Consider the following 22786-nt stretch of genomic DNA (forward strand, 5'->3'; position numbering starts at 1 on the left):
TATTAAATATTTTGAGCCAGAATAAACCCGCTTGTCCAAGCATTCTGAAAATTAAATCCGCCTGTAATAGCGTCGATATTTACAATTTCGCCAGCAAAATAAAGGTTTTCGTGAATTTTGCTTTCCATGGTTTTGAAGTTGATTTCTTTTAAATCGATTCCACCAGCGGTTACAAATTCTTCTTTAAAAGTACTTTTTCCGTTTACTTTAAATTCGGCTTTTGTCAATAGTGAAGTCAAATTCTGCAATTGATTTTTAGATAAATCTGCCCATTTTGTTTCAACTTCAATTCCTGAGGCCAAAACCAAACTTTCCCATAAACGATTTGGAAAGTCAAAAGGAGATTTCTTAGAAACGGCTTTTTTAGCATGTTCCTGTTTTAAATCTTTGAGGATTTTTTCGGCATCTTCAAAATCAACATCATTTAACCAATTGACAAAAATGGTAAACTGATAATTTTTGTCATGCAAAATACGAGCGCCCCAAGCCGAAAGTTTTAGAATTGCTGGTCCGCTCATTCCCCAATGTGTGATTAATAAAGGGCCAGTAGATTCGAGTTTTGTATCTTTTACGTTTACAGTAACTTGTGCTGCAACGCCGGGTAATTCTTTAATTCTGGAATCTTTGATGTTGAAAGTAAATAGGGAAGGGACAGGGCTTACAATTGCGTGCCCATGTTGTTGAAGCATTTCCCAGATTTTTGGATTACTTCCTGTTGCCATTACCAATTTTTCGGTAGCGAAATTGTCGTTTTGTGTATCAATTTTCCAATGATTTTCTTTTTTGAAAATAGATTGTACACTTTGACCAGTTAGTACTTTTATACCTAATTTTTCAGTTGCTTTTAAGAAGCAATCAATTATGGTTTGTGATGAATTTGAAACCGGAAACATTCTGCCGTCTTCTTCAATTTTTAATTCTACGCCATGTTTTTCGAACCATTCGATTGTATCTCCGGAACAAAATTGATGAAATGGTCCACGAAGTTCTTTTTCGCCTCTCGGATAAAATTTAACCAATTCGTTGGGTTCAAAACAAGCGTGTGTAACGTTGCAACGTCCGCCTCCTGAAACGCGGACTTTAGAAAGGACTTCTTTTCCTCTTTCTAAAATGGCAATTTTTAGTTTCGGATTTTTCTCAGCAATATTAATCGCCGTAAAAAAACCTGCAGCGCCTCCGCCAACGATGATTATGTCGAAATTTTTGATCATATTTTATCTGGAAAATCAGAGATTATTCCGTTTACGTTATAACTTTTTATTTTTTGAATGTCTTCCTCAATATTCACTGTCCAAGGCAAAACGAGAAAACCTTTTTGCTGCATTTCCTGAACATTTTCTTGATTTAATAAATGATAATAAGGATGAATCGCTTTTGCTTTTATAGTTTCGGCGAAAGCCAAAGCTAAATTAAGATCAGTTTCTGTTAAAACTCCAATTGGAATTTTCGAATCTAAATTATGAACTTCTAAAAGCGCATTCCAATCAAAACTAGAAACAATGAAATGTTCATATTTCCAGTTTTTTTCTGAAACATATTCATCTATTAAAGAAACTACTTTTGTTAAAGCAGCAGCACTTTTTAATTCGATATTGATGAAACATTTTTTGTTGACTAAATCGAAAACTTCTTTTAAAGTAGGAATTTGATGTCCCTCAGCAGTTGAAAAACACTTTAATTCCTTCAAAGAAAATGAATTTACAGCGCCTTTTCCGTTGGTCATTTTGTCGATGGTTTCGTCGTGAATTACGATTATGTGTCCGTCAGCGCTTAAGTGAACATCGAGTTCAATTCCGTCTGAATTTAGATCTAATGCTTTTTGGAAAGCTTGTAAAGTATTTTCAGGTTCGTAAGCTTTTGCGCCTCGATGTGCAATCTTTAACATTGTATAAAGTTTAACCGCAAAGGTCGCAAAGTTTTACGCAATCCCGATAGCTATCGGGAGCAAATATCATAAAAAAGTTAGCCACAGATTAAAAGATTTGCACAGATTTTTAATAATCCTTTTAATCCTAATAATCTGTGGCTAAAAAACTTTGCACTCTTGCAGTTAAATCTTCTCCAATAATACAATATCAAAATCAGTGTCAATAATTACTTTACCGTCAATAACTTCTGTATTTTGATTGGAGTAGGTGTCTTTTAATTTAGTTCCGTTTGGGAAGATATCGCCAACAGGAAGTTCTTTTCTTCCTTTTGGTAAATCTACTCCCATGATTACTTTGTCTGTAAAAACTCCTTTTGTAAATATTCTCGAAAAAGTATAAGGATTGGCATTAATTAGATTGTGAATTCCTGCTCCAACCGCGGGATGATTTTTTCTAAACTGTCCTAATTTCTGCCAATGCAAAAGTGTTTTTTGAGTTTCAGGATTGTTCTGAATAGCATCCCAATTCATATTCGAACGTAAAGTTGCATCGCCCTGAGTGCCTTCAACTACTAAAGAACGATTTGACTCGTCGCCATAATAAATCTGAGACATTCCTGGAGAAAGCAACAATTTAGTCCCGGCTTCAATACCTTTTGTTCTGTTTGCGTCAAAAGGCTGACCGTCATCATGCGAAGACATATAGTTTAAAACTGAAAATCCTTTCAAATCATTATTTAAATGATTCGAATATTTAGAAAATAAACCTTCGTAATCGTTTTGAGCAGCGTTCCATTTAAACTCAAAATTGATCATGCTGTTGAAACCATTTTGGAAATAATTTACTTTTCGGTCTCCAAAATCATAATCCTGTCCACCGCTGATTCCGTAACCGTAAACTTCGGCAATTGTATAAAACGGATTTTGGTCTAAAACTTCAAGTGGATGATGTTTTTTCCAAGTTTCAAAAGCGTACTCACATTCTTTTTTAAAATCGGCCCAAACGTTTTCGTCGGTATGTTTTACAGTGTCGCCTCGGTAACCGTCAACTCCAAATTCTACAATGTAATCGGTAAGCCATTTTATGATGTAATATTTTGGTGTTCTTGGGTAATTTGTTCTTTTGAAAAATTCATCCAAAGAAGCAATTTCTTTTTCATAACGGCCTTCTTTTTTCCATTTTTCGATTAAAAAAGAGGGGAGTGCAACTTCCTGAGTACTTTCAGTTCTAACATCTGGAAGATTGTCAACCAAAGTACACATTGTTGTATTTTCGAAAGATTTATAATCGCAGACAACGCCCGTTCTTACCCAATCCGAAGGCCAAACAGGATCTTCGGGAGTTACTGGTCCAGTATGATTGATTACGCCATCAAGAATTATTCTGATACCCTTTTCGTGTGCTTTTTTTACGAGTTTTGCTAAATCTTCTTTAGTTCCGAAATTAGGATCTAAAGCTGTCCAGTCTTTTGCCCAATAACCGTGAAAGCCATAACTCAATCCGGTTCCTTCGTCAACGCCATCGTGGATTTGTTCGACAATCGGCGTAAGCCAAATGGCATTTATTCCTAATTTTTCAAAATATCCCGATTCGATTTTTTTGGTAATTCCGATGATGTCTCCGCCTTCAAAACCACGTAATTTTCCGGGAGTTTTGGTTCGGTTGAAATTTAAATCGTTTGAAGTGTCTCCGTTGTAAAAACGATCTGTAAGTAAAAAATAAACATTTGCGCCTTCCCAAACGAAAGGTGTTTTCGAAGTATTATCCATTGTAACTGATTTTGAGCCAGAACAACTCATTGTTAAGTATACTAAAGATAAAAAAAGGGAAGTGTATTTTTTCATTATTTTAGATTATTTTAGGATGGATTGTGTTGAAAAAAAATAGCCACGAATTCACGAATTTTATTCTCAAAGATTGTCAAAAAATAATTCGTGAATTCGTGGCAGAAAAAACTTTGCGTTTAAATTTTTATTCCAATTCTAAAATAAAAGCTGATTTTGGTTCTAAAGTAATTTCAGTAGCTAAATCGAATGTTTTTCCTGTAATAACATCTTTTCCTGATTTAAAATTTTTGATGTTTTCTTTAAAACGATTAGTTTTTACAACCTGCTCTTTTGCATTGTTATTAAAAACGACCATTACAGTTTTAGCATCAGTATATCTGAAATAAACATATGTGTTATTTTCCGGAATATAATGTGTCATTTTTCCGAAATGAACTGCTTCATTTGATTTTCTCCAGTTGAATAATTTTGAAGTAAAATCGAAATATTTTGCCTGTTCAGCTGTTCTTCCTGCTGCTGTGAAAGCATTGTTTTTGTCACCGGCCCATCCACCAGGAAAATCTTGACGAATATCGGCATCGCCTTTGCTTTTGTCACCGCCCATTCCGATTTCTGAACCGTAATAAACTTGTGGAATTCCACGAATGGTTGCCAATAAAGTCATCGCCAGTTTGTATTTTGGTAAATCATATTTGAACTTGTCGTTCATACGATCGGTATCATGATTTTCGGCAAAAACTAAAATATTATTAGTGTTTGGATATAAAAAATCCATTGCAAAATTGTTGTAGAATTTAATCAATCCGCTGTCCCAGTTTGGTGTATCTTCGTTGAAAGCAGAAGTAACTTGACTTTGAAGCGTAAAATCCATTACACTTGGTAAATTCGAATTATAGTTTTCAATAGCACCAATTTTACTGTCTTTCTGCCAAAAAGATAAATTTGCCTGGTTGTGCATCCAGATTTCACCAACGATATTAAAATTCGGATATTCATCTGTAATTGATTTTGCCCAATTTGACATGGCAGTTTTATCCGAATAATTATAAGTATCAACTCTAAAACCGTCAAGATTGGCAAATTCTATCCACCAAATGGCGTTTTGTGTTAAGTATTTTGCAACAAGAGGATTTCTTAAATTTAAATCAGGCATTGAAGGTACAAACCAACCGTCAACGCAAACTTCCTGATCTGTTTTAGAAGCATGAATATCTGTAATTACTTCACGACGGTGATGTGTTTGTGTGAAAGTTTCGAATTGGTTGAACCATGTTTTGGTTGGAATATCCTTCATCATCCAGTGTGTAATTCCCCAGTGATTCGTAACATAATCCATAACCAGTTTCATATTCTTTTTGTGCATTTCTGAAGAAAGACGAGCGTAATCGTCATTCGTTCCGTAACGCGGATCGATTTTGTAAACGTCCGATTGTCCGTAAGTGTGGTACGAATGCTGTTTGTCGTTGTCTTCGCATAAAGGCGTGCTCCAAATTGTAGTTGCACCAAGAGACGAAATATAATCTAAGTTTTTGATGATTCCTTCGATATCACCGCCATGACGTCCGCCCGGTTCTGCGCGATTTCCTTTCTCAGTTAAAACTGGATCACTGTCATTTTTAGGATTTCCGTTAGCAAAACGATCCGGCATGATTAAGTAAATCAAATCCGATGCATCGTAACTTTTTCTGTCTGCCGAATTTGCTCTTCTTTCTTTAAGAGAATATTTCTGCGTGAAAGCTACTTTATTATTGTTTTTGAAAGAGAAAACCAATTCAGATGCTTTGATATTTTGCGTATCAATAGTTACGAAAAGGTAATTTGGGTTTTCTGTTTTTTCTACATTTTTAATCACAACATTATTTGAAACCGAAGCTTCGTATTGCGAGATGTTTTTTCCGTAGAACATAATTTGTAGTTCCGGATTCTTCATTCCGGCGTACCAAAATGGCGGTTCTACTTTTTGGATTTGCGCTTTCGCGGAAGCGGAAAACAACAAAACCATTAGGATTAATTTGTAGAATGTGCAGTTTATTTTTAGGTTCTTCATAGTTTTTCTTTTTAGTTCATTTCCTGCAAGGTTTTCAAAACCTTGTAGGTATAAATTGGGTGAAGTTTTAGAAGACCAACAAGGTTTTGAAAACCTTGCAGGAAAACTATAGTAGATTAAAAAAAAGACAAGCAATTCTGGGGGAAATTACTTGTCTTTTTAGGGTGTTATTTGGTTTCAATAACGCTTATTGCATATCCTCCGCCTGGAGCAGAAAGCTGCGATAATTTTGATTTGCTTGTTACAGCAATTTTCTTGATTGTATAAGCTTGCGGATTCGTTTTATAATGCGCATCTTTTGCATCAGCATAAATTGTTGCTGTGTATTTTTTTCCTTTTTCAAGGAAACCGAAATCGATGTTTGATGTACGTGGAGTTTCTCCGTTTACGTTTCCAATAAACCAGTTGTTTGTTCCTTTTGCTTTACGGGCAACTGTGATGAAATCTCCTGGCTCAGCTTCAATATATTTACTTTCTGCCCAATCTACAGCTACATCTTTAATGAATTGGAAAGCATCTGGAAAACGGTTGTAGTTTTCTGGAGTATCAGCCGCCATTTGCAACGGGCTGTACATTGTTACATATAAAGCCAATTGATTACAAATTGTACTGTTTACATGCGATTTGTTGTCCGGATTCATTTTGCTGATATCCATTTCGAAAATCCCAGGAGTGTAATCCATTGGACCTCCAATTAAACGTGTAAATGGCAATACTGTAACGTGATTTGGTTTAGAACCTCCAAAAGCTTGATATTCTGTTCCTCTTGCTGCTTCGTTTCCAATTAAGTTTGGATATGTTCTGCAAATTCCTGTTGGACGAACGGCTTCGTGAGCGTTCACCATAATTTTATAATCAGCTGCTTTTTCAATTGCATATTGATAATGGTTTACAATCCATTGATCATAATGATTTTCACCACGAGGTAAAATATCTCCAACGTAACCGCTTTTTACAGCATCATATCCGTTGTCTTTCATGAATTTGTAGGCAGCATCCATATGACGCTCGTAGTTACGAACAGAACCTGAAGTTTCGTGGTGCATAATAATTTTTACACCTTTTGATTTCGCGTATTCGTGCAAACCTTTCACATCAAAATCCGGGTAAGGCGTCAAGAAATCAAAAACATAATCTTTTGAATGTCCAAACCAGTCTTCCCAGCCTTCGTTCCAACCTTCAACCAAAACAGCGTCAAAACCATTTGCAGCAGCAAAATCAATGTATTTTTTTACGTTAGCATTGTTTGCACCGTGCGTTCCGCTTGGTTTAGCTTTTGAGAAATCAGAAACTCCCAATTGAACCGTTGGAAAATCATTTGTGTACGACCAAGAACTTTTTCCTGTGATCATTTCCCACCAAACACCAACGTATTTTACTGGTTTAATCCAAGAAGTATCATCAATTTTTGATGGATCATTTAAGTTTAAAGTCATTTTTGAAGCTAAGATTTCTCTAGCGTCGTCGCTTACCATAATTGTTCTCCATGGCGAGTGGCTTGGCGCCTGCATATAACCTTTATCTCCTTTTGCATCTGGCGTTAACCAAGATTCAAAAACTAAGTTTTTATCATCTAAATTCAAGTGCATACAAGAATAGTTAATCAAAGCCGCTTCGTGTAAGTTGATGTAGATTCCATCGTTTGTTTTTAACATCAAAGAAGTCTGAACTCCTGTTGGTGAAAAAGATTTTTGCGAAACGTTTGCAGTATATGCTTTTTGAGATAAACCTCTGATTTCGGATAATTTAGATTTTGTATAATCGTATTCCTGAGTATCATAATCTCCCGGAATCCAGAAAGCAGTATGATCTCCAGTCATTGCAAATTGAGATCTTTCTTCTTTAATTACGAAATAAGTAAGATTCTTTTGTGCTGGAAATTCATATCTGAATCCAAGTCCGTCTTCAAATAAACGGAAACGGATAATTATTTGTCTGTCAGTTCCTTTTTGGTTTAAAGTTACAGCCAATTCATTATAATGATTTCTAATGTTGTCTACTTCTCCCCAAACCGGTTTCCAAGTTTCATCAAAAGTCGAAGTTTTAGTGTCAACAACCGTAAAGTCATTCAATAAAGATTTTTTGTCATCTTTAAGTTCAAGACCAAGTTTACTGGTTTTTACAACTTCTTTGTTTTTGTATTTTAGATTGTACGTTGGAGTTCCGTCGTTTTGAAGAGAAAATTCCATTACGAACTTGCCTTCGGGTGATTTTAATTGTTGTGCTTCTGCAATTGAGCTAAAAGCAAACAAGATTAAACTTGCGAAAAATAAGTTTTTCATGTTTTTTAGTTTTATGTAATTTAATTTATTTGTACAAATTTACTTGCAATTACAGGATTTCCGTTAACCACAATTGTTAAATCTTGATCGCCGTCTACAGTAAAAGTTGTTTCGTTGTGATTTACAGTTACTTTTAAAATTTGGTTTCTGAAATTAATTTTAAAAGAGTAACCTTTCCATTCTTTTGGAATTTTTGGAGAGAAATGTAACTGATCATTTTTCACTCGCATGCCACCAAAACCTTCTACAATACTCATCCAAGTTCCAGCCATTGACGTGATATGACAACCTTCTTCTACTTCTTTATTATAATCATCTAAATCCAGACGAGAAGTCCTTAAATAAAATGTATATGCCATGTCCATTTTATCTAAAGCTGCAGCTTGAATCGAGTGCACGCAAGGCGAAAGCGAACTTTCGTGAACCGTAAACGATTCATAAAATTCAAAATTGCGTTTTAATTCTTCTTTAGAAAAATGATCTTCGAAGAAATAAAAACCTTGTAAAACGTCCGCTTGTTTGATGTATGGCGAACGCAACACGCGATCCCAAGACCATTTTTGGTTAATTGGACGTTGTGAACGATCTAAATCTTTTACCGGAACTAAATCTTTGTCTAAGAAACCATCTTGCTGTAAGTAGATTCCAAGTTCTTTTGAAATTGGGAAATACATGTCATCAGCTACTTTTTTCCATTCCTGAATTTCATTCTCAGAAAGATTTACTTTTTCTAAAATGCGTTTGTGATCTGAAGGATATTCTGAAGCTACTTTTTCAATTTGTTCCGCAGCAAAATCGATACACCATTTTGCAATATAATTGGTATAGAAATTATTGTTGATGTTGTTTTCGTATTCGTTTGGACCTGTAACACCAAGAATTACGTACTGATTTTTATCTTTTGAGAAAGAAGCTCTTTGGTGCCAGAAACGTGCAATCCCGATTAAAACTTCTAATCCTTTTTCTGGAATATAAGAGTAATCACCCGTGTAACGGTAATAGTTGTAAATCGCAAAAGCAATCGCACCATTTCTGTGGATTTCTTCGTGCGTGATTTCCCATTCGTTGTGGCATTCTTCACCATTCATGGTCACCATCGGATACAATGCAGCGCCATTTTTGAAACCTAAATTATCTTTGGCATTTTCAATTGCTTTATCCAATTGATTGTAACGGTAAGTCAATAAGTTTCTCGCAACCTGCTGATCTTTTGTTGCCATGTAAAATGGAATACAATATGCTTCAGTGTCCCAATAAGTTGATCCGCCGTATTTTTCTCCGGTAAATCCTTTTGGACCAATATTTAAACGAGAATCTTTTCCTGAATACGTTTGGTTTAATTGGAAAATATTGAAACGTATTCCTTGTTGTGCTTTTACATCGCCATCAATTGTAATATCTGACATTTCCCAGATTTTTGCCCAGGCTTCAATTTGATTTTGAAGTAAAGCGTCATATCCTAAAGCAACAGCAGATTTGATTACTTTTTCGGCTCCAGCCAAAGTATTTTCGTGATTTAAAGAAACCGTATATCCACCAATTTTTTGAATGGATGAGGTTTGTCCTTTTGCAATAATAGTTCCGTATGTGTACTGAACTTTATCTGTTGTTGAATCGATTGTCGATGGCGAAACGTTGATGTTTTCTCCATTTGCCAAAATCGTATTGTGCATGAAAGTCGTAACTTTAAAATGCGTTTTAAACGTTTGAGCCGTAACAAAAGCTTCGTTTGTGCCTTTTTTCACTTCAAGCGGTTCCCAGAATTTTTCTTCCCAGTTCGCATCTTCATTAGTAACACCAGCGTCAACATAAGGTTTGTAAACGATTTTTGCATCTTTGTTTAAAGGTGTAATATCGTATTTAATGATTCCGGCTTCGTCTAAATCTAAGGAAAGAAAACGACGAACGTTAACTGAAATTTCTGTTCCGTTTTTAAGAATTGCTTCAAAAGAACGATTGTACCAACCTTCTTTCATATTCAATTCTCTGCGGAAGTTTCTAACTTCGGTACAAGTATTCAAATCAAGATTTTCTTCGTTGATTTCAATGTCAATTCCAATCCAGTTTGGAGCGTTAAGTACTTTTGCAAAATATTTCGGGTAACCGTTTTTCCACCAGCCCACTTTTGTTTTGTCTGGATAATAAATTCCGGCGATGTAACTTCCCTGAAAAGTTTCAGCTGAATAGGTTTCTTCAAAATTGGCGCGTTGTCCCATAGCGCCGTTCCCGATACTAAAAAGACTCTCAGAAGATTTTACTCGCTCCGCATCAAATCCTTCTTCAATAATAGACCAATTGTCTGGTTTTATATAATCTTGGTTCATCTTTTCTTTAAATTAGAAAATACGGCAATTTGATAATTAGATAATTGCCTTGGTTCTTATTAACTTTTTACATTCATTTGAGTAATTGCAGCATTAGAATATTTGTCAGTGAGATTATTTATCTCATTGACATATTTTCTAATTATCTGATTAATTTCTCAATAAAGCCTGGTGTGATTTGGGTAAAATCTTTAAAAATGTGATCAGCTTCATGTAAAATTGTTTCCTCACCAATTCCAACACTTACCATTTCTGCAATATTTGCTGCCTGAATTCCGGCAACAGAATCCTCAAATACAATTGAATTTTTTGGATCAATATGTAATAATTGAGCCGCTTTTAAGAAAACTTCTGGGTCTGGTTTTGCATTGCTGACATCATTTCCGTCAACAATAACATCGAAGTAAGATAGAACTCCAGTTTTTTCTAAAATTGGTCTTGCATTTTTGCTGGCAGAGCCCAATGCAATTCCTTGATTTAAATCTTTTAATAGTTGTAGAATTTTAAAAACTCCTGGAAGAATCTCACTTTCATCCATGTCAACTAAATAAGACAAATAATCTTCGTTTTTTTGAATCAGCCATTTGTCTTTGTCTTCCTGAGAAGCCTGAACATTTCCTAATCCAAGTATAATGTCTAAAGAACGAACTCGGCTAACGCCTTTTAAAAGTTCATTGTCTTCATGTGTAAAATTTATATTTAATGACTGGGCAATTTTTTGCCAAGCTAAAAAGTGGTATTTAGCGGTATCAACGATCACTCCATCAAGATCGAAGATGAATGCTTTTTTATTATTCATGGATTTCAATTTTAGTTTTACTATTTACTCTAAGAGTCAATAATCCTGCGAAAATCATTGATACACCTCCAATTATTAGAGCGTAAATAGGTTCATTATTAAAGAATTGTTTGATTACAAATCCTAATATTGTAGCGGCTACAATTTGTGGAATTACTACGAAAAAGTTGAAAACTCCCATGTAATAACCCATTTTTGCAGCTGGCAAAGCACCAGATAACATGGCATAAGGCATTGATAAAATACTTGCCCAGGCAATACCAACTCCCAACATTGGAAGAATAAGTAGCTGCTTATCACCAATAAAATAAATTGAAATTAAACCAACACCTCCAGCACATAAGGCCAATAAATGTGTTGCTCTAACGCCTACTTTTTTTGCAATAACTGGTAATAAGAAAGCTACAGCTGCAGCGACACCGTTATAAACTGTGAATAAAACAGAAACCCAGTCGGCAGCATCATTGTATACTTTTGAAGTTGTATCGGTGGTACCAAAAATATGCTGTGTAACGGCCTGTGTGGTGTAAATCCACATCGAGAAAAGCGCAAACCAAGAGAAAAATTGAACCCAGGCTAATTTTTGCATTGTTCTAGGCATATTCAATAAATCGGTCATGATTATGGTAAAACCATTCTGAACTTTTTTTGTACGTAATTGTGATGCAATTACAAATAAAACACCCATAAAAATTAGACCTACAAAAAGAATATATAATTCTTTAGCAAGGCTGTTTTCGAAAATTAAAAACGAAATTAATCCTCCAATACCAGCAAACAATACCCCTAAAAGCAATTGTTTTTTTGTAGAAACGCCAGATTCTGTTTCTGAATTTTGACCCTCATTTTCTAAATCTTTTTTGCTGTTAGCTTCGAATGCGTGAAGTTCTTCCGGAGTATATTCGGTTGTTTTAAAAACAGTCCATAAAACAGAAAGGAGGAAAACAATTCCGCCAATGTAGAATGACCATTTTACTGCATCCGGAATAATTCCTTTAGGCGCAACATTGCTAACATCAAAAACATTTGTGAAGAGATAAGGCAAAACCGAACCAACAACAGCTCCTGTTCCAATAAAGAAACTCTGCATTACAAAACCTAATGCACGCTGATGGTCGGGCAAATTATCGCCAACAAAAGCGCGAAATGGTTCCATTGAAACATTTATCGACGCGTCCATAATCCATAAAGTTCCTGCCGCAATCCACAGAGTAGGAGAGTTGGGCATAACGAATAATGCAATGGATGACAAAATGGCTCCAATTAAAAAATAGGGGCGACGTCTTCCTAAACGAGTCCAGGTTCTGTCACTGAAATAACCAATAACGGGCTGAATTATTAAACCTGAAACAGGCGCAGCAATCCACAAAATTGGGATTTCATCTATTTTAGCACCAAGGGTTTCAAAAATTCTTGAAGTATTTGCGTTTTGCAGTGCAAAACCAAATTGTATTCCTAAGAAACCGAAACTCATGTTCCAAATTTCCCAGAAACTTAATTTACGCTTTTCCATTATCGTAATTTGAAAAAATTATACGATAAGCGCTTTGCTTATCAAAACTTTGTTTCTTTCGAAGTAAAACTAAAAGCCTTGACGGGCGTAAAAGTATAAATTATTTTTTTATTTAAGCTAATAAAAAAGCCATAAATATTTTTTATGGCTTTAGAATGTGTTGATTTTAAGAAAATTAGTCAGTAGATTCTCTTTTTATAAGATGAGTTTCTATTACTTCTGTAGTATAATTTTCGTTTTCTTCTTCGTCATCGTCATGTTCGGCTTCAAGCCTTTCGATAAGCATTTTGGCTGCTTTATTTCCCATTTTTTCTCCGCTCTGACTTACGGTTGTAATGCTTGGAGTGGAGTATTTTGAAATAATTCCGTCCGTAAAAGCAATTACGGCTAAATCTTCAGGAACTTTAAGCCCCATTTTTGATGCCGTTTTGATAATTGTTACTGCAAAAAGCTCATTTACTGCGAAAACAGCATCGAAAGCTCTGGCGTGTAAAAGTTCAGAAATAGTTATTTCGCAAGTGTCTACATCTTCAATTTTAATTATTAGATCCTCATTAAACGGAATTCCGTTGTCTAAAAGTGCTTTTTCGTAACCGTCTGTTCTTAGTTTTCCAACGCTTACATAATCGACAGTTGTTACCAAAGCGATTTTTTTTCGTCCGTTGTCAATCAGGCTCTGAACGGCTTCGTATGCTGCAGCTTTGTCATCAATTATAACTTTATCGCATAAAATATCATTGGTTACACGATCAAACATAACCACTGGCATTCCTTGATTTATGACTTCAGTAATATGGTGAAAGTCGCCTTTAAATTGTGTTTCTTTAGAAAGTGACATGATAAAACCATCGATACTTCCGTTGGCTAACATCTCCATATTTAATACTTCTTTATCAAAAGAATCATCTGATAAACAGATTACTACACTATACCCATGTTCATTGGCAACTTGCTCCACACCATTGATTACAGTAGAGAAAAAATGGTGTACAATTTCTGGGATGATAATGCCAATACTTTTGGTTTTTCGGTTTTTTAAACTAAGAGCAATATTGTTGGGTTTATAGTTGTAAAACTTAGCAAAAGCCTGAACTTTTAGACGCGTTTCTTCACCTATTTCAAGACTGTTTCTAAGTGATTTTGAGACAGTTGAAATAGATACGTCAAGTTCCTTTGCTATCTGTTTTAGGGTTATTTTGCGTTTCATAGTGTTTTTTGGAAAAAATCTAATTGATAATAAAGTTGGTTAATATTTTTGGTATTGGCAATTTTTGACTTAAAAGATTACAAAAAATAGAAAGTTTTCAACACTACCACGTTTTCGTAAACCAATAAAAATTGCCACCGGTTGTTCGTGTTAATAAATTCATAATTTTGAAATTCGAAGTAAAATTAAAAACTTAACTAACAATCACAAACTCAAACTAATTTAAACAAAAAGTATGAAAACAATTTACAAAAAGTTGTTATTTTTATTCCTACTGCTGCCGTTTACTGTGTTAGCTCAAAGCACATTAAATGGAACTGTTGTCGATAAGGCAACAGGACAGCCGATTCCGGGAGTAAATGTAAATGTACAAGGCTCAAAAGGAGGTACTTCAACAGATTTTGACGGGAAATTTCAATTGCCAAATTTAAAAAATGGCGATAAAGTTGTCGTGTCATTTATTGGTTATGTAAGTACTACTGTTACTTTTTCTGGACAAAAAACAGTAAGCGTTTCTCTGGAAGAAGATACAAACCAACTTAAAGAGGTTGTTGTACAAGTAGGTTACGGTACCGTTAAGAAAAAAGATGCAACAGGAGCTGTAACGGTTTTAGGCGCAAAAGATTTTAATAAAGGACCGGTGGCATCTGCAGATCAAATGATTCAAGGTAGAGTGGCTGGTTTGCAGATTATTAATGGTGGAGGTTCTCCAGGAGCTGATCCGATTGTAAGAATCCGTAGCGGATCTTCTCTTAGTGCAAACAATGATCCATTATATGTAATTGATGGTATTCCTGTTGCAAATGGTGGAGTAGAAGGTGGAAGAAACCCATTGTCTACAATCAACCAAAATGATATTGAATCTGTTTCAGTTTTAAAAGATGCATCTGCAACTGCAATTTATGGTTCACGAGCTTCAAATGGTGTAATCATTATTACTACTAAAAAAGGTAAATCAGGTGATATCAAAGTAAGTTATAACGGTAATTTCCAAGTTTCAGAAATAACTCAACAAGTTGACGCTTTGTCAAGCGGGCAGTTTAGAGATTTTATTAATGCAAATGGAACTGCGGCACAGAAAGCTTTAGTGGGTACAGCAAATACCAACTGGCAAGATGAAATTTACAGAACTGCTTTAGGGACAGATCAAAACGTTTCTGCAAGTGGAGGATCTGATAATGTTTCTTATAGAGCTTCTGTAGGTTACACAAATTTAAATGGTGTTTTATTAAGAGATAATTTTGAAAGAACTACGTTAGGAGTTTCGTTAACTGGTGACTTTTTTGACAAACATTTAAAAGTTCAGGTAAATAATAATACATCTGTAATTAAAAGTAATTACAGTACTACAGGAGCTGTTGGTGCAGCTGTAGGTTTTGACCCAACTCAATCTGTTAAAAATCCTGATGGAACTTACTTTCAATGGATGACAAATGCTACTGAATTTAATCAATTAGCTGGAAAAAATCCAGTTGCTATGATTGAGCAACAAGATAATTTAGGTACCTTTAATAGAAGTATAGGGAATGTTCAATTGGATTATAAAATGCACTTTTTGCCAGAATTAAAGGCTACGGCAAATTTAGGTTATGACCAAATGAGCGGTAGAGGTTATGGTGGAATAAATGGGGAGTATTTATATGGTCTTAAAGGATCTGGGCATAATGAATATGAAAATATAGAAAAAAGAAATAACAAATTGATGGATTTGTATCTTAACTATAATAAAAAGATTGAATCTATTAATACTCAATTTGATGTAACTGGAGGTTATACATATCAGGATTTTAGAGAAGAAAAAACGAAATCAAATTATTCTTATGATACTAATAACACGGTTGTAGAATTATCATTACCAACTCATATTAATTTACAATCCTTTTTTGGTAGAGCAAATATCACTGTTGCAGATAAGTATTTATTAACTGCTTCTATCAGACGTGATGGTACTTCTCGATTTACAAAGGATTACCGATGGTCAAATTTCCCGGCAGTCTCTGTTGCATGGAAATTGAATGAAGAAGGATTTTTGAAAGATGTTACTAGCATTAACTCCTTAAAGTTAAGAGGAGGTTGGGGTATTACAGGACAGCAAAATATAGGAAATGCTTATCCATCTATTCCTTTGTATTTGGCTGCAAACAGTGCAGCTCAATATCAACTGGGAAATACCTTTTATACTACTTACAGACCACAACAATATAATAGTAACTTGAGATGGGAAGAGACAAGTACTATAAATGTTGGAGTTGATTTCGCACTTTTCAATAACAGAGTAACAGGTACAGTGGATGCTTACCAAAGAACTACAGATCATTTATTGTTGAATACATTAAATCCTGCTTTTTTTGGATTCTCAAATAGAGGTGATTATAATGTTGGAAGTATGAAAAACAAAGGACTTGAAATTTCAGGTGAAGTAATTCCAGTTCAAAATAAAAATTTAGAGTGGAGAATTGGAGGGAATATCACTTTCCAGGATTCAAAAATTACCGCGTTAACTACTGCACAAGATAATACACCAGGTCTTGAAGCAGGTAGTATTTCTGGAGGAACAGGAAATACAATTCAAAATAACCAAGTGGGCTATGCTCCATATTCATTTTATGTATTTGAGCAGGCTTACGGAGCAGATGGAAAACCTATAGACGGTGTTTTTGTAGATCGTAATAAAGATGGTATAGTAAATCAAGATGATATGTATCGTTTTCATAAACCGGCAGCAGACATTTTTTATGGTTTATACACAAGTTTGACATACAAAAGCTGGGATTTTTCTATGAATTGGAGAGGTTCATGGGGTAATTATATGTACAATAACGTAGATTCTGGAAACGGCACATACAGTACTATTAAAATTAGAGAAACTGATTTGTCAAATGGTGTAGAAAATCTTTTAGAAACTGGATTTAAAAAAGCAAGTGATTTTCAGTTAAAATCTGATTACTATGTACAAGACGCTTCTTTCGTAAAATTAGATAACGTTACAGTTGGATATACTTTTAATCAAAAAATAAAAGGGATCTCAATGCTAAAGTTAACAGCATCAGCTCAAAATGTTTTAACAATCACTAAGTATGAAGGCTTAAATCCTGAAATTTCAGGAGGTATCGATAATAATATCTATCCGCGACCAATTACTTTCATGTTAGGGTTAAACGCTAACTTCTAATTCAAATAACAAGAAAATGAAAAAGATACAAATAAAATTAATGGGTATTTCTTTGTTTATGATGACGATGTTGTTTTCATCATGTACAGATGACTTAAATATAACACCCCCTGACAACGGAGATCTTATAACTAGTGATGAGCTTTTTAAAGATCCAGCTGCTTATAAAGGAAATTTAGCAAAATTATATGCAGGTTTTGCTACAACTGGTCAGCAAGGACCAGCAGGAAATGCAGATATTTCTGGAATTGATGAGGGAACAAGTCAATATATCAGAGGTTTTTGGATGATGCAGGAACTAACAACTGATGAAGCTGTTATTGCTTGGAATGACGGAACAATTAAAGATTTCCATTCACAGACTTGGTCATCATCAGATACTTTTATTGCAGCAACATTTGCACGTTTTTCTTTCCAAATTGTAAACTGTAATGAGTTTTTAAGACAAACTACAGATGCAAAATTAGCAGGAAGAGGAGTGACAGATGCAGCCCTATTGGCAGATATTAAAGCATATCGTGCAGAAGCTCGTTTTTTACGTGCAATGACATACTGGCATTTAGTAGATACTTTTGGTGCGGGATCAATCGTAACAGAAGATTCGCCATCTACATTCTATTACCCAGAATATGCTTCAAGAGCACAGATTTATAAATTTATTGATGAGGAGCTTACTGCTATTGAACCGTTATTGAAAACTCCAAAAACAAACGAAGCTTACCGTATCGATCAGGCAGCAGCTTGGATGTTGCATGCTAAATTATACATGAATGCTAAAGTTTATATTGGTACAGATCATTATGCTGAAGCGCTTCCTTTAATTGATAAAGTGATCAATTCAGGTTATTCTATCCATAATAACTACAACCAGTTATTCTTGGCAGATAATGATAAAAATGGTGCACAGAAAGAATTTATTTTTACAATTGCTTTCGATGGTATTCACACACAAACTTATGGAGGTACAACATTCTTAGTTCATGCTCCTGTAGGTGGAAGCATGATCGCGTCTCAATATGGTATCAATGGAGGCTGGGGAGGTATTAGAACAACTTCTGCTTTTGTAAATAAATTTGATGCTAATACTACTGATACTCGCGGTCAGTTTTATACTAACGGACAAGCAAAAGAAATTGCTGACATAGGAAGTTTTACTGATGGTTATGCTATTCAGAAATTCAAAAATGTTGATGTAAATGGTGTTCAGGGATCAGATAAGGCAGGAAACTTTGCAGATACTGATTTTCCAATTTTCAGACTTGCAGATGCTTACTTAATGTATGCGGAATGTGTTGTTAGAGGTGCAGGCGGAAGTTTAGCAACTGCGACTAATTACGTAAATGCTTTAAGAACAAGAGCAAAAGCGAATACAATTAATCAAGGTGATCTTACTTTGAATTTTATCTTAGATGAAAGAGGAAGAGAGCTTCACTGGGAAGGACACAGAAGAACAGATTTGATCCGTTTCGGGAAATTCAGCGGAGGTTCATATTTATGGCCTTGGAAAGGAAATGTGGCTGGAGGTACTTCTACACAATCTTTCAGAGATTTATTCCCAATTCCTGCAGGAGCTTTAGGAGCAAATCAAAATTTAAAACAAAACCCTGGATACTAATTAACTAAAAATATACCAAAAATGAAAAATATAACGAAATCATTAATAGCTTTATTAGCATTAGTTGCAGTATCATGCAACGTTGAAGATGTACAAGATAGACCTGTAATCGAGGCAGTTACTGCCCCTGTATTAACTGCTCCTCAAAGTGGTACAGCATATGTTTTATCTCCAGATGCAGCTGCAAATCAAGCAGAACGTTTTACTTGGGCTTCTGCAGATTTCGGCGGAAGTGTTGTAGTAAACTATGAAGTACAGATTGATAAAAAAGGAAATGCATTCAAAACTCCTCAAGAGTTAGGAACTGCTAAATCTCAAAATCAAGTTTCGGTTTCTGTAGAAAAAATGAATGGTGCTGTATTGTCTTTAGGAGCGACTCCATTTGCGCCTGGAGATTTTGAAGTTAGAGTTAAATCTACTGTAGGTACTGAAACTCAATATTCAAATGTTACTGGAATTGTTGTAACTCCTTATACTACAGAAACTCCAAAATTATGGATTCCTGGTGGATATCAAAAAGCAAGCGGATATGGAAATGATTGGACGCCATCTTCTGCTCCTACATTAATAGCTGAAGGTTATGGAAAAACGGCTTTTGATGGTTATGTGTATTTCGCTGCTGCTGCTGAGTATTTATTGACTCCTGCTTCAAATTTTGATAATAAATATACAAAAGGCGCTACTGCTGGAACGATACTTTACAATGGAAGTGATAACCTTAAAATTGATGCAGCTGGTTACTATAGAATCAAAGCTGATACTGATCCTAAGAAATTAACAATTTCTACATTAAAAACTACTTGGGGAATTATTGGTAATGCAACTCCAGGAGGATGGGATACTGATACTCCAATGACGTATGATCCTGCTACTAAAAAATGGACAGTTACTGTAACTTTAACTGCTCAGTCGGCTCCAGATAATGGTTTGAAATTTAGAGCAAACAATAATTGGGATCTAAACTATGGAGATACTGGAGCTAATGGTACTCTAGAAGAAGGAGGAACAAATATTGGTACTACTGCTGGAAAATTCTTAATTACTTTAGACTTAAGTAATCCAAGAAATTACACTTATACTATGGTAAAACAATAATAAGTTGAAACCTAAAAAAAGGCTATCTACGGATAGCCTTTTTTAATAACCATATTAATTATGAAAAAAACTTTACTATTATTTTTCTTTTTGTTGTCGACAATTTCATTTGGACAACAGCAAACTGCAACTTATTCGGTAAGTCCATCTACTTTTGAGGAAACTACTTCTATCACAATTACAATAAACGGAAGTAGTATAAACGAGAGTACATGGGGTGTTACTGGAAATGCTTTATACATGTGGGCTTGGGCATTTGATACTAATGACACAACTCAAAAAGGAACACCAAACAATGGTACATGGGAATCTTCAAGCGAGGAAAGTAAATTTACTTACAATGCAGGAACAGATACTTATACTAAAACCATTACTCCAACTACTTATTACAATACAACAGGAATTGGAAAAATTGGTTTTTTGATTAAAGCGAAAAACGGAACTGGAGACAAAAAATCGCAAGACATTTTAGTCGAAGTTGGTTCTTTTCAGGTAACCTTAACTTCTCCAGTAGAAAACAGTACTACAATATTAGCATCAGGTTCTAATTTTAATATTGCTGCAACAAATACAAACGGAGTGGCTAGTTATACACTAAAAGCAAACGGAACTATTGTTAATACGAATGCAAGTACGGCAAGTTATTCTTACACAGCAAATAATGTTACAGACAATCAAAGTTATGAGTTAGTAGTGGTTCAGGGAACTGTTACAATCTCAAAAAAGTTTTCGGTTGTTGTAAATCCAAATACAGTTTTAGCTGCTATTCCTGCAGGGTTAGTTGATGGAATAAATTACAATGCTTCAGATGCTACAAAAGCAACTTTGGTTTTAGATGCACCTTTAAAAGATTTTGTTTACGTTGCCGGAAGTTTTAATAATTGGCAACCTACAACGGCTTATGCCATGAAAAAAGATCCATCTTCTGATAAATTTTGGCTGGAATTGACAGGATTAGTTTCGGGAACAAATAATACCTATCAATATTGGGTGGGAGAGAGTACTCCATTAGCAAATTCTCCTGCATTAGTAAAAACGGCTGATCCTTATTCAACTTTGGTTCTATCTCCTTATGATGATAGTGGAATTCCTGCAGCTTCTTATCCAAATTTGCCAGCATATCCTGCTGGACAAAATTTTGAAGTTACAGTTTTAAAAACGGGACAAACGCCATACAATTGGCAAGTGACAAACTTTACGAAACCTGAAAAAGATAAGTTAGTTGTTTATGAGGTTTTGGTTAGAGATTTCGATGCTAAGAAAAATTATCAAACCTTAATTGACAGAATCGATTATTTTAAAACGCTTAAAATAAATGCGATCGAATTAATGCCGGTAATGGAGTTTGAAGGCAATGAAAGCTGGGGTTATAACACTTCGTTTCACATGGCTTTGGATAAATTTTATGGTACTTCAGATAAATTAAAAGAATTTATTGATTTGTGTCATCAAAACGGAATCGCAGTGATTTTGGATGTGGCTTTAAATCACGCTTTTGGAAGAAATCCAATGGTAAGAATGTGGATGAACGATCCTGACGGAGACGGTTTTGGATCACCAACTTCAGAAAACCCTTATTTCAATACAGTAGCAAAACATACTTATAGTGTAGGTGAAGATTTTAATCATCAATCTTTAAAAACACAGTATTATGTAGAACGAGTGGTAAAACAATGGATTCAAGAATATAAAATTGATGGTTTCCGCTGGGATTTGACAAAAGGATTTACACAGGCTTGTACGGCTTCAGATGAATCTTGTACAAATGCTTATCAGCAGGACAGAGTTGATATTTTGAAAAAATATGCTGATTATTCATGGAGTCTTGATCCAACACATTACACGATTTTTGAACATTTAGGGTCTGATTCTGAAGAACAACAATGGGCAAATTACCGTGTTGGCGAAACACCTAGCAAAGGAGTTATGATGTGGGGGAAAATGACAGATCAGTACAATCAATTGTCAATGGGATACTCATCAAGCAGCAATATTTCAAGAATGATGAGTTCTAGCCGTGGTTTTACTGCAAATCGTTTAATGGGTTATGCTGAAAGTCACGATGAAGAACGCTTGATGTATAAAAATGTACAATACGGAAATACATCTGGAACTTATAATGTAAAATCTTTGAATACAGCTTTATCTAGAATGTCTGCTATTGGTGCCGTTTCGCTTTTGATTCCTGGTCCAAAAATGATCTGGCATTTTGGAGAATTAGGCTGGGATGATTCAATCTATACTTGTAATGACGGAACTGTAAATGATAATTCGGCAACGATTTCTGGAGATTGTAAATTAGATACTAAGCCACAACCTCAATGGGCAGAAAACTGGTTAGGCGATACAAATCGTAATAAAATTTACTACGATTGGGCAAAAATGATCAACATGAAAGTGACTGAACCTGTATTTTTAGGAACAGCAACAATGGCAAGTGCAAATACACTGACAGTAAATATTAAAATTACAAATAGCAATTTGGCTGCAACGCAATTAAAAGATGTTTTGATTTTAGCCAATTTTGATGTGTCTGCGCAAAATGTTGCCACTGGTTTTCAATATACTGGAACATGGTATAATTTGATGGATAATTCTTCAATAAATGTAACCGATGTTAATGCTACGGTAAATTTAGCTCCGGGAGAATATAGAATTTATGGAAATAAGACAGCCAATTTAGCGATTCCGGATTTCGGAAAAACAAGTGCTGTAAACCTATATCCAAATCCGGTTTCAAATTATTTCACCATAAATGTAGCGGTATCTAAAGTTCAGGTGTATTCAATATCAGGACAATTGGTAAAGAGTTTTACTTCAAATGGAAATGTAGATTTTCAATATAATGTAAGCGATTTGAAAACAGGATTATATGTAGTAAAAGCACATGACGAGAACGATAAAATTCAGGTCATGAAATTTATAAAGAAATAAATACGTCATTTTAAAATTTAGCCGAAAAGTAAATGTTTGCTTTTAGGTTTAAAATTTTAATAGGTATTTAAATTTTGGTTTTTTAGTAGTTAAAAGGGCTGTCTATTTTTAGACAGCCCTTTTCTTGTTTAAGTTTGTTTTGG

The 22786-nt window shown here is 34.8% G+C and carries 13 protein-coding genes; 4 read left to right on the forward strand and 9 right to left on the reverse strand.

Translation table 11 applies throughout. The annotated features are described in order from the left end of the window. Positions 1 to 2 precede the first annotated feature (2 nt). The 9 genes from FN795_RS08250 to FN795_RS08290 form a co-directional block, all read right to left on the reverse strand. Complete coding sequence (locus tag FN795_RS08250) at positions 3 to 1211, reverse strand: BaiN/RdsA family NAD(P)/FAD-dependent oxidoreductase (RefSeq protein WP_142450185.1); 1209 nt, start codon at positions 1209 to 1211, stop codon at positions 3 to 5. Further along, positions 1208 to 1885 (reverse strand): glycerophosphodiester phosphodiesterase, encoded by a 678-nt coding sequence (locus tag FN795_RS08255; protein WP_142450186.1) that lies wholly within the window; start codon positions 1883 to 1885, stop codon positions 1208 to 1210. The genes FN795_RS08250 and FN795_RS08255 overlap by 4 nt, the downstream gene beginning before the upstream one ends. Before the next feature lie 165 nt (positions 1886 to 2050). Next, entirely contained in the window at positions 2051 to 3712 is a 1662-nt protein-coding gene (locus FN795_RS08260) for an alpha-amylase family glycosyl hydrolase (protein WP_142450187.1), read from the reverse strand. Positions 3713 to 3839: 127 nt separating this feature from the next. After that, the gene (locus FN795_RS08265) at positions 3840 to 5702 is read right to left on the reverse strand and encodes a glycoside hydrolase family 13 protein (RefSeq protein WP_142450188.1); all 1863 of its coding nucleotides are present in this window, start codon (positions 5700 to 5702) and stop codon (positions 3840 to 3842) included. A gap of 167 nt (positions 5703 to 5869) precedes the next feature. After that, a complete protein-coding gene (locus FN795_RS08270) occupies positions 5870 to 7984 on the reverse strand; it encodes a glycoside hydrolase family 97 protein (protein WP_142450189.1) in 2115 nt (704 codons plus the stop codon). A gap of 20 nt (positions 7985 to 8004) precedes the next feature. Further along, complete coding sequence (locus tag FN795_RS08275; protein WP_142450190.1) at positions 8005 to 10308, reverse strand: glycoside hydrolase family 65 protein; 2304 nt, start codon at positions 10306 to 10308, stop codon at positions 8005 to 8007. Positions 10309 to 10450: 142 nt separating this feature from the next. Further along, positions 10451 to 11107 carry a beta-phosphoglucomutase gene (pgmB, locus tag FN795_RS08280; protein ID WP_142450191.1) on the reverse strand — a complete coding sequence of 219 codons (657 nt, stop codon included), beginning with the start codon at positions 11105 to 11107 and terminating at the stop codon, positions 10451 to 10453. Further along, positions 11100 to 12620: an MFS transporter gene (locus tag FN795_RS08285; RefSeq protein WP_142450192.1), complete on the reverse strand. Its 1521-nt coding sequence runs from the start codon at positions 12618 to 12620 to the stop codon at positions 11100 to 11102. Before FN795_RS08285 ends, pgmB begins: the two co-directional genes overlap by 8 nt. Positions 12621 to 12795: 175 nt before the next feature. Continuing rightward, a complete protein-coding gene (locus FN795_RS08290; protein WP_035645827.1) occupies positions 12796 to 13827 on the reverse strand; it encodes a LacI family DNA-binding transcriptional regulator in 1032 nt (343 codons plus the stop codon). 235 nt (positions 13828 to 14062) lie between these two features. On the opposite strand from FN795_RS08290, the gene FN795_RS08295 reads away from it, so the two are divergent. The 4 genes from FN795_RS08295 to FN795_RS08310 are packed head-to-tail and all read left to right on the forward strand — an operon-like array spanning position 14063 to position 22643. Then, positions 14063 to 16999 carry a SusC/RagA family TonB-linked outer membrane protein gene (locus tag FN795_RS08295; protein WP_142450193.1) on the forward strand — a complete coding sequence of 979 codons (2937 nt, stop codon included), beginning with the start codon at positions 14063 to 14065 and terminating at the stop codon, positions 16997 to 16999. 16 nt (positions 17000 to 17015) lie between these two features. Next, positions 17016 to 18614 carry a RagB/SusD family nutrient uptake outer membrane protein gene (locus FN795_RS08300; protein WP_142450194.1) on the forward strand — a complete coding sequence of 533 codons (1599 nt, stop codon included), beginning with the start codon at positions 17016 to 17018 and terminating at the stop codon, positions 18612 to 18614. Between the two features lie 21 nt (positions 18615 to 18635). Beyond that, entirely contained in the window at positions 18636 to 19709 is a 1074-nt protein-coding gene (locus FN795_RS08305; protein ID WP_142450195.1) for a SusE domain-containing protein, read from the forward strand. A gap of 60 nt (positions 19710 to 19769) precedes the next feature. Next, on the forward strand, positions 19770 to 22643 hold the full coding sequence (locus FN795_RS08310; RefSeq protein WP_142450196.1) for an alpha-amylase family glycosyl hydrolase: 2874 nt from the start codon (positions 19770 to 19772) through the stop codon (positions 22641 to 22643). Positions 22644 to 22786: the final 143 nt, after the last annotated feature.

Source organism: Flavobacterium resistens, from assembly GCF_900182645.1.
In the GTDB taxonomy this organism is placed as follows: Bacteria; Bacteroidota; Bacteroidia; order Flavobacteriales; family Flavobacteriaceae; genus Flavobacterium; species Flavobacterium resistens.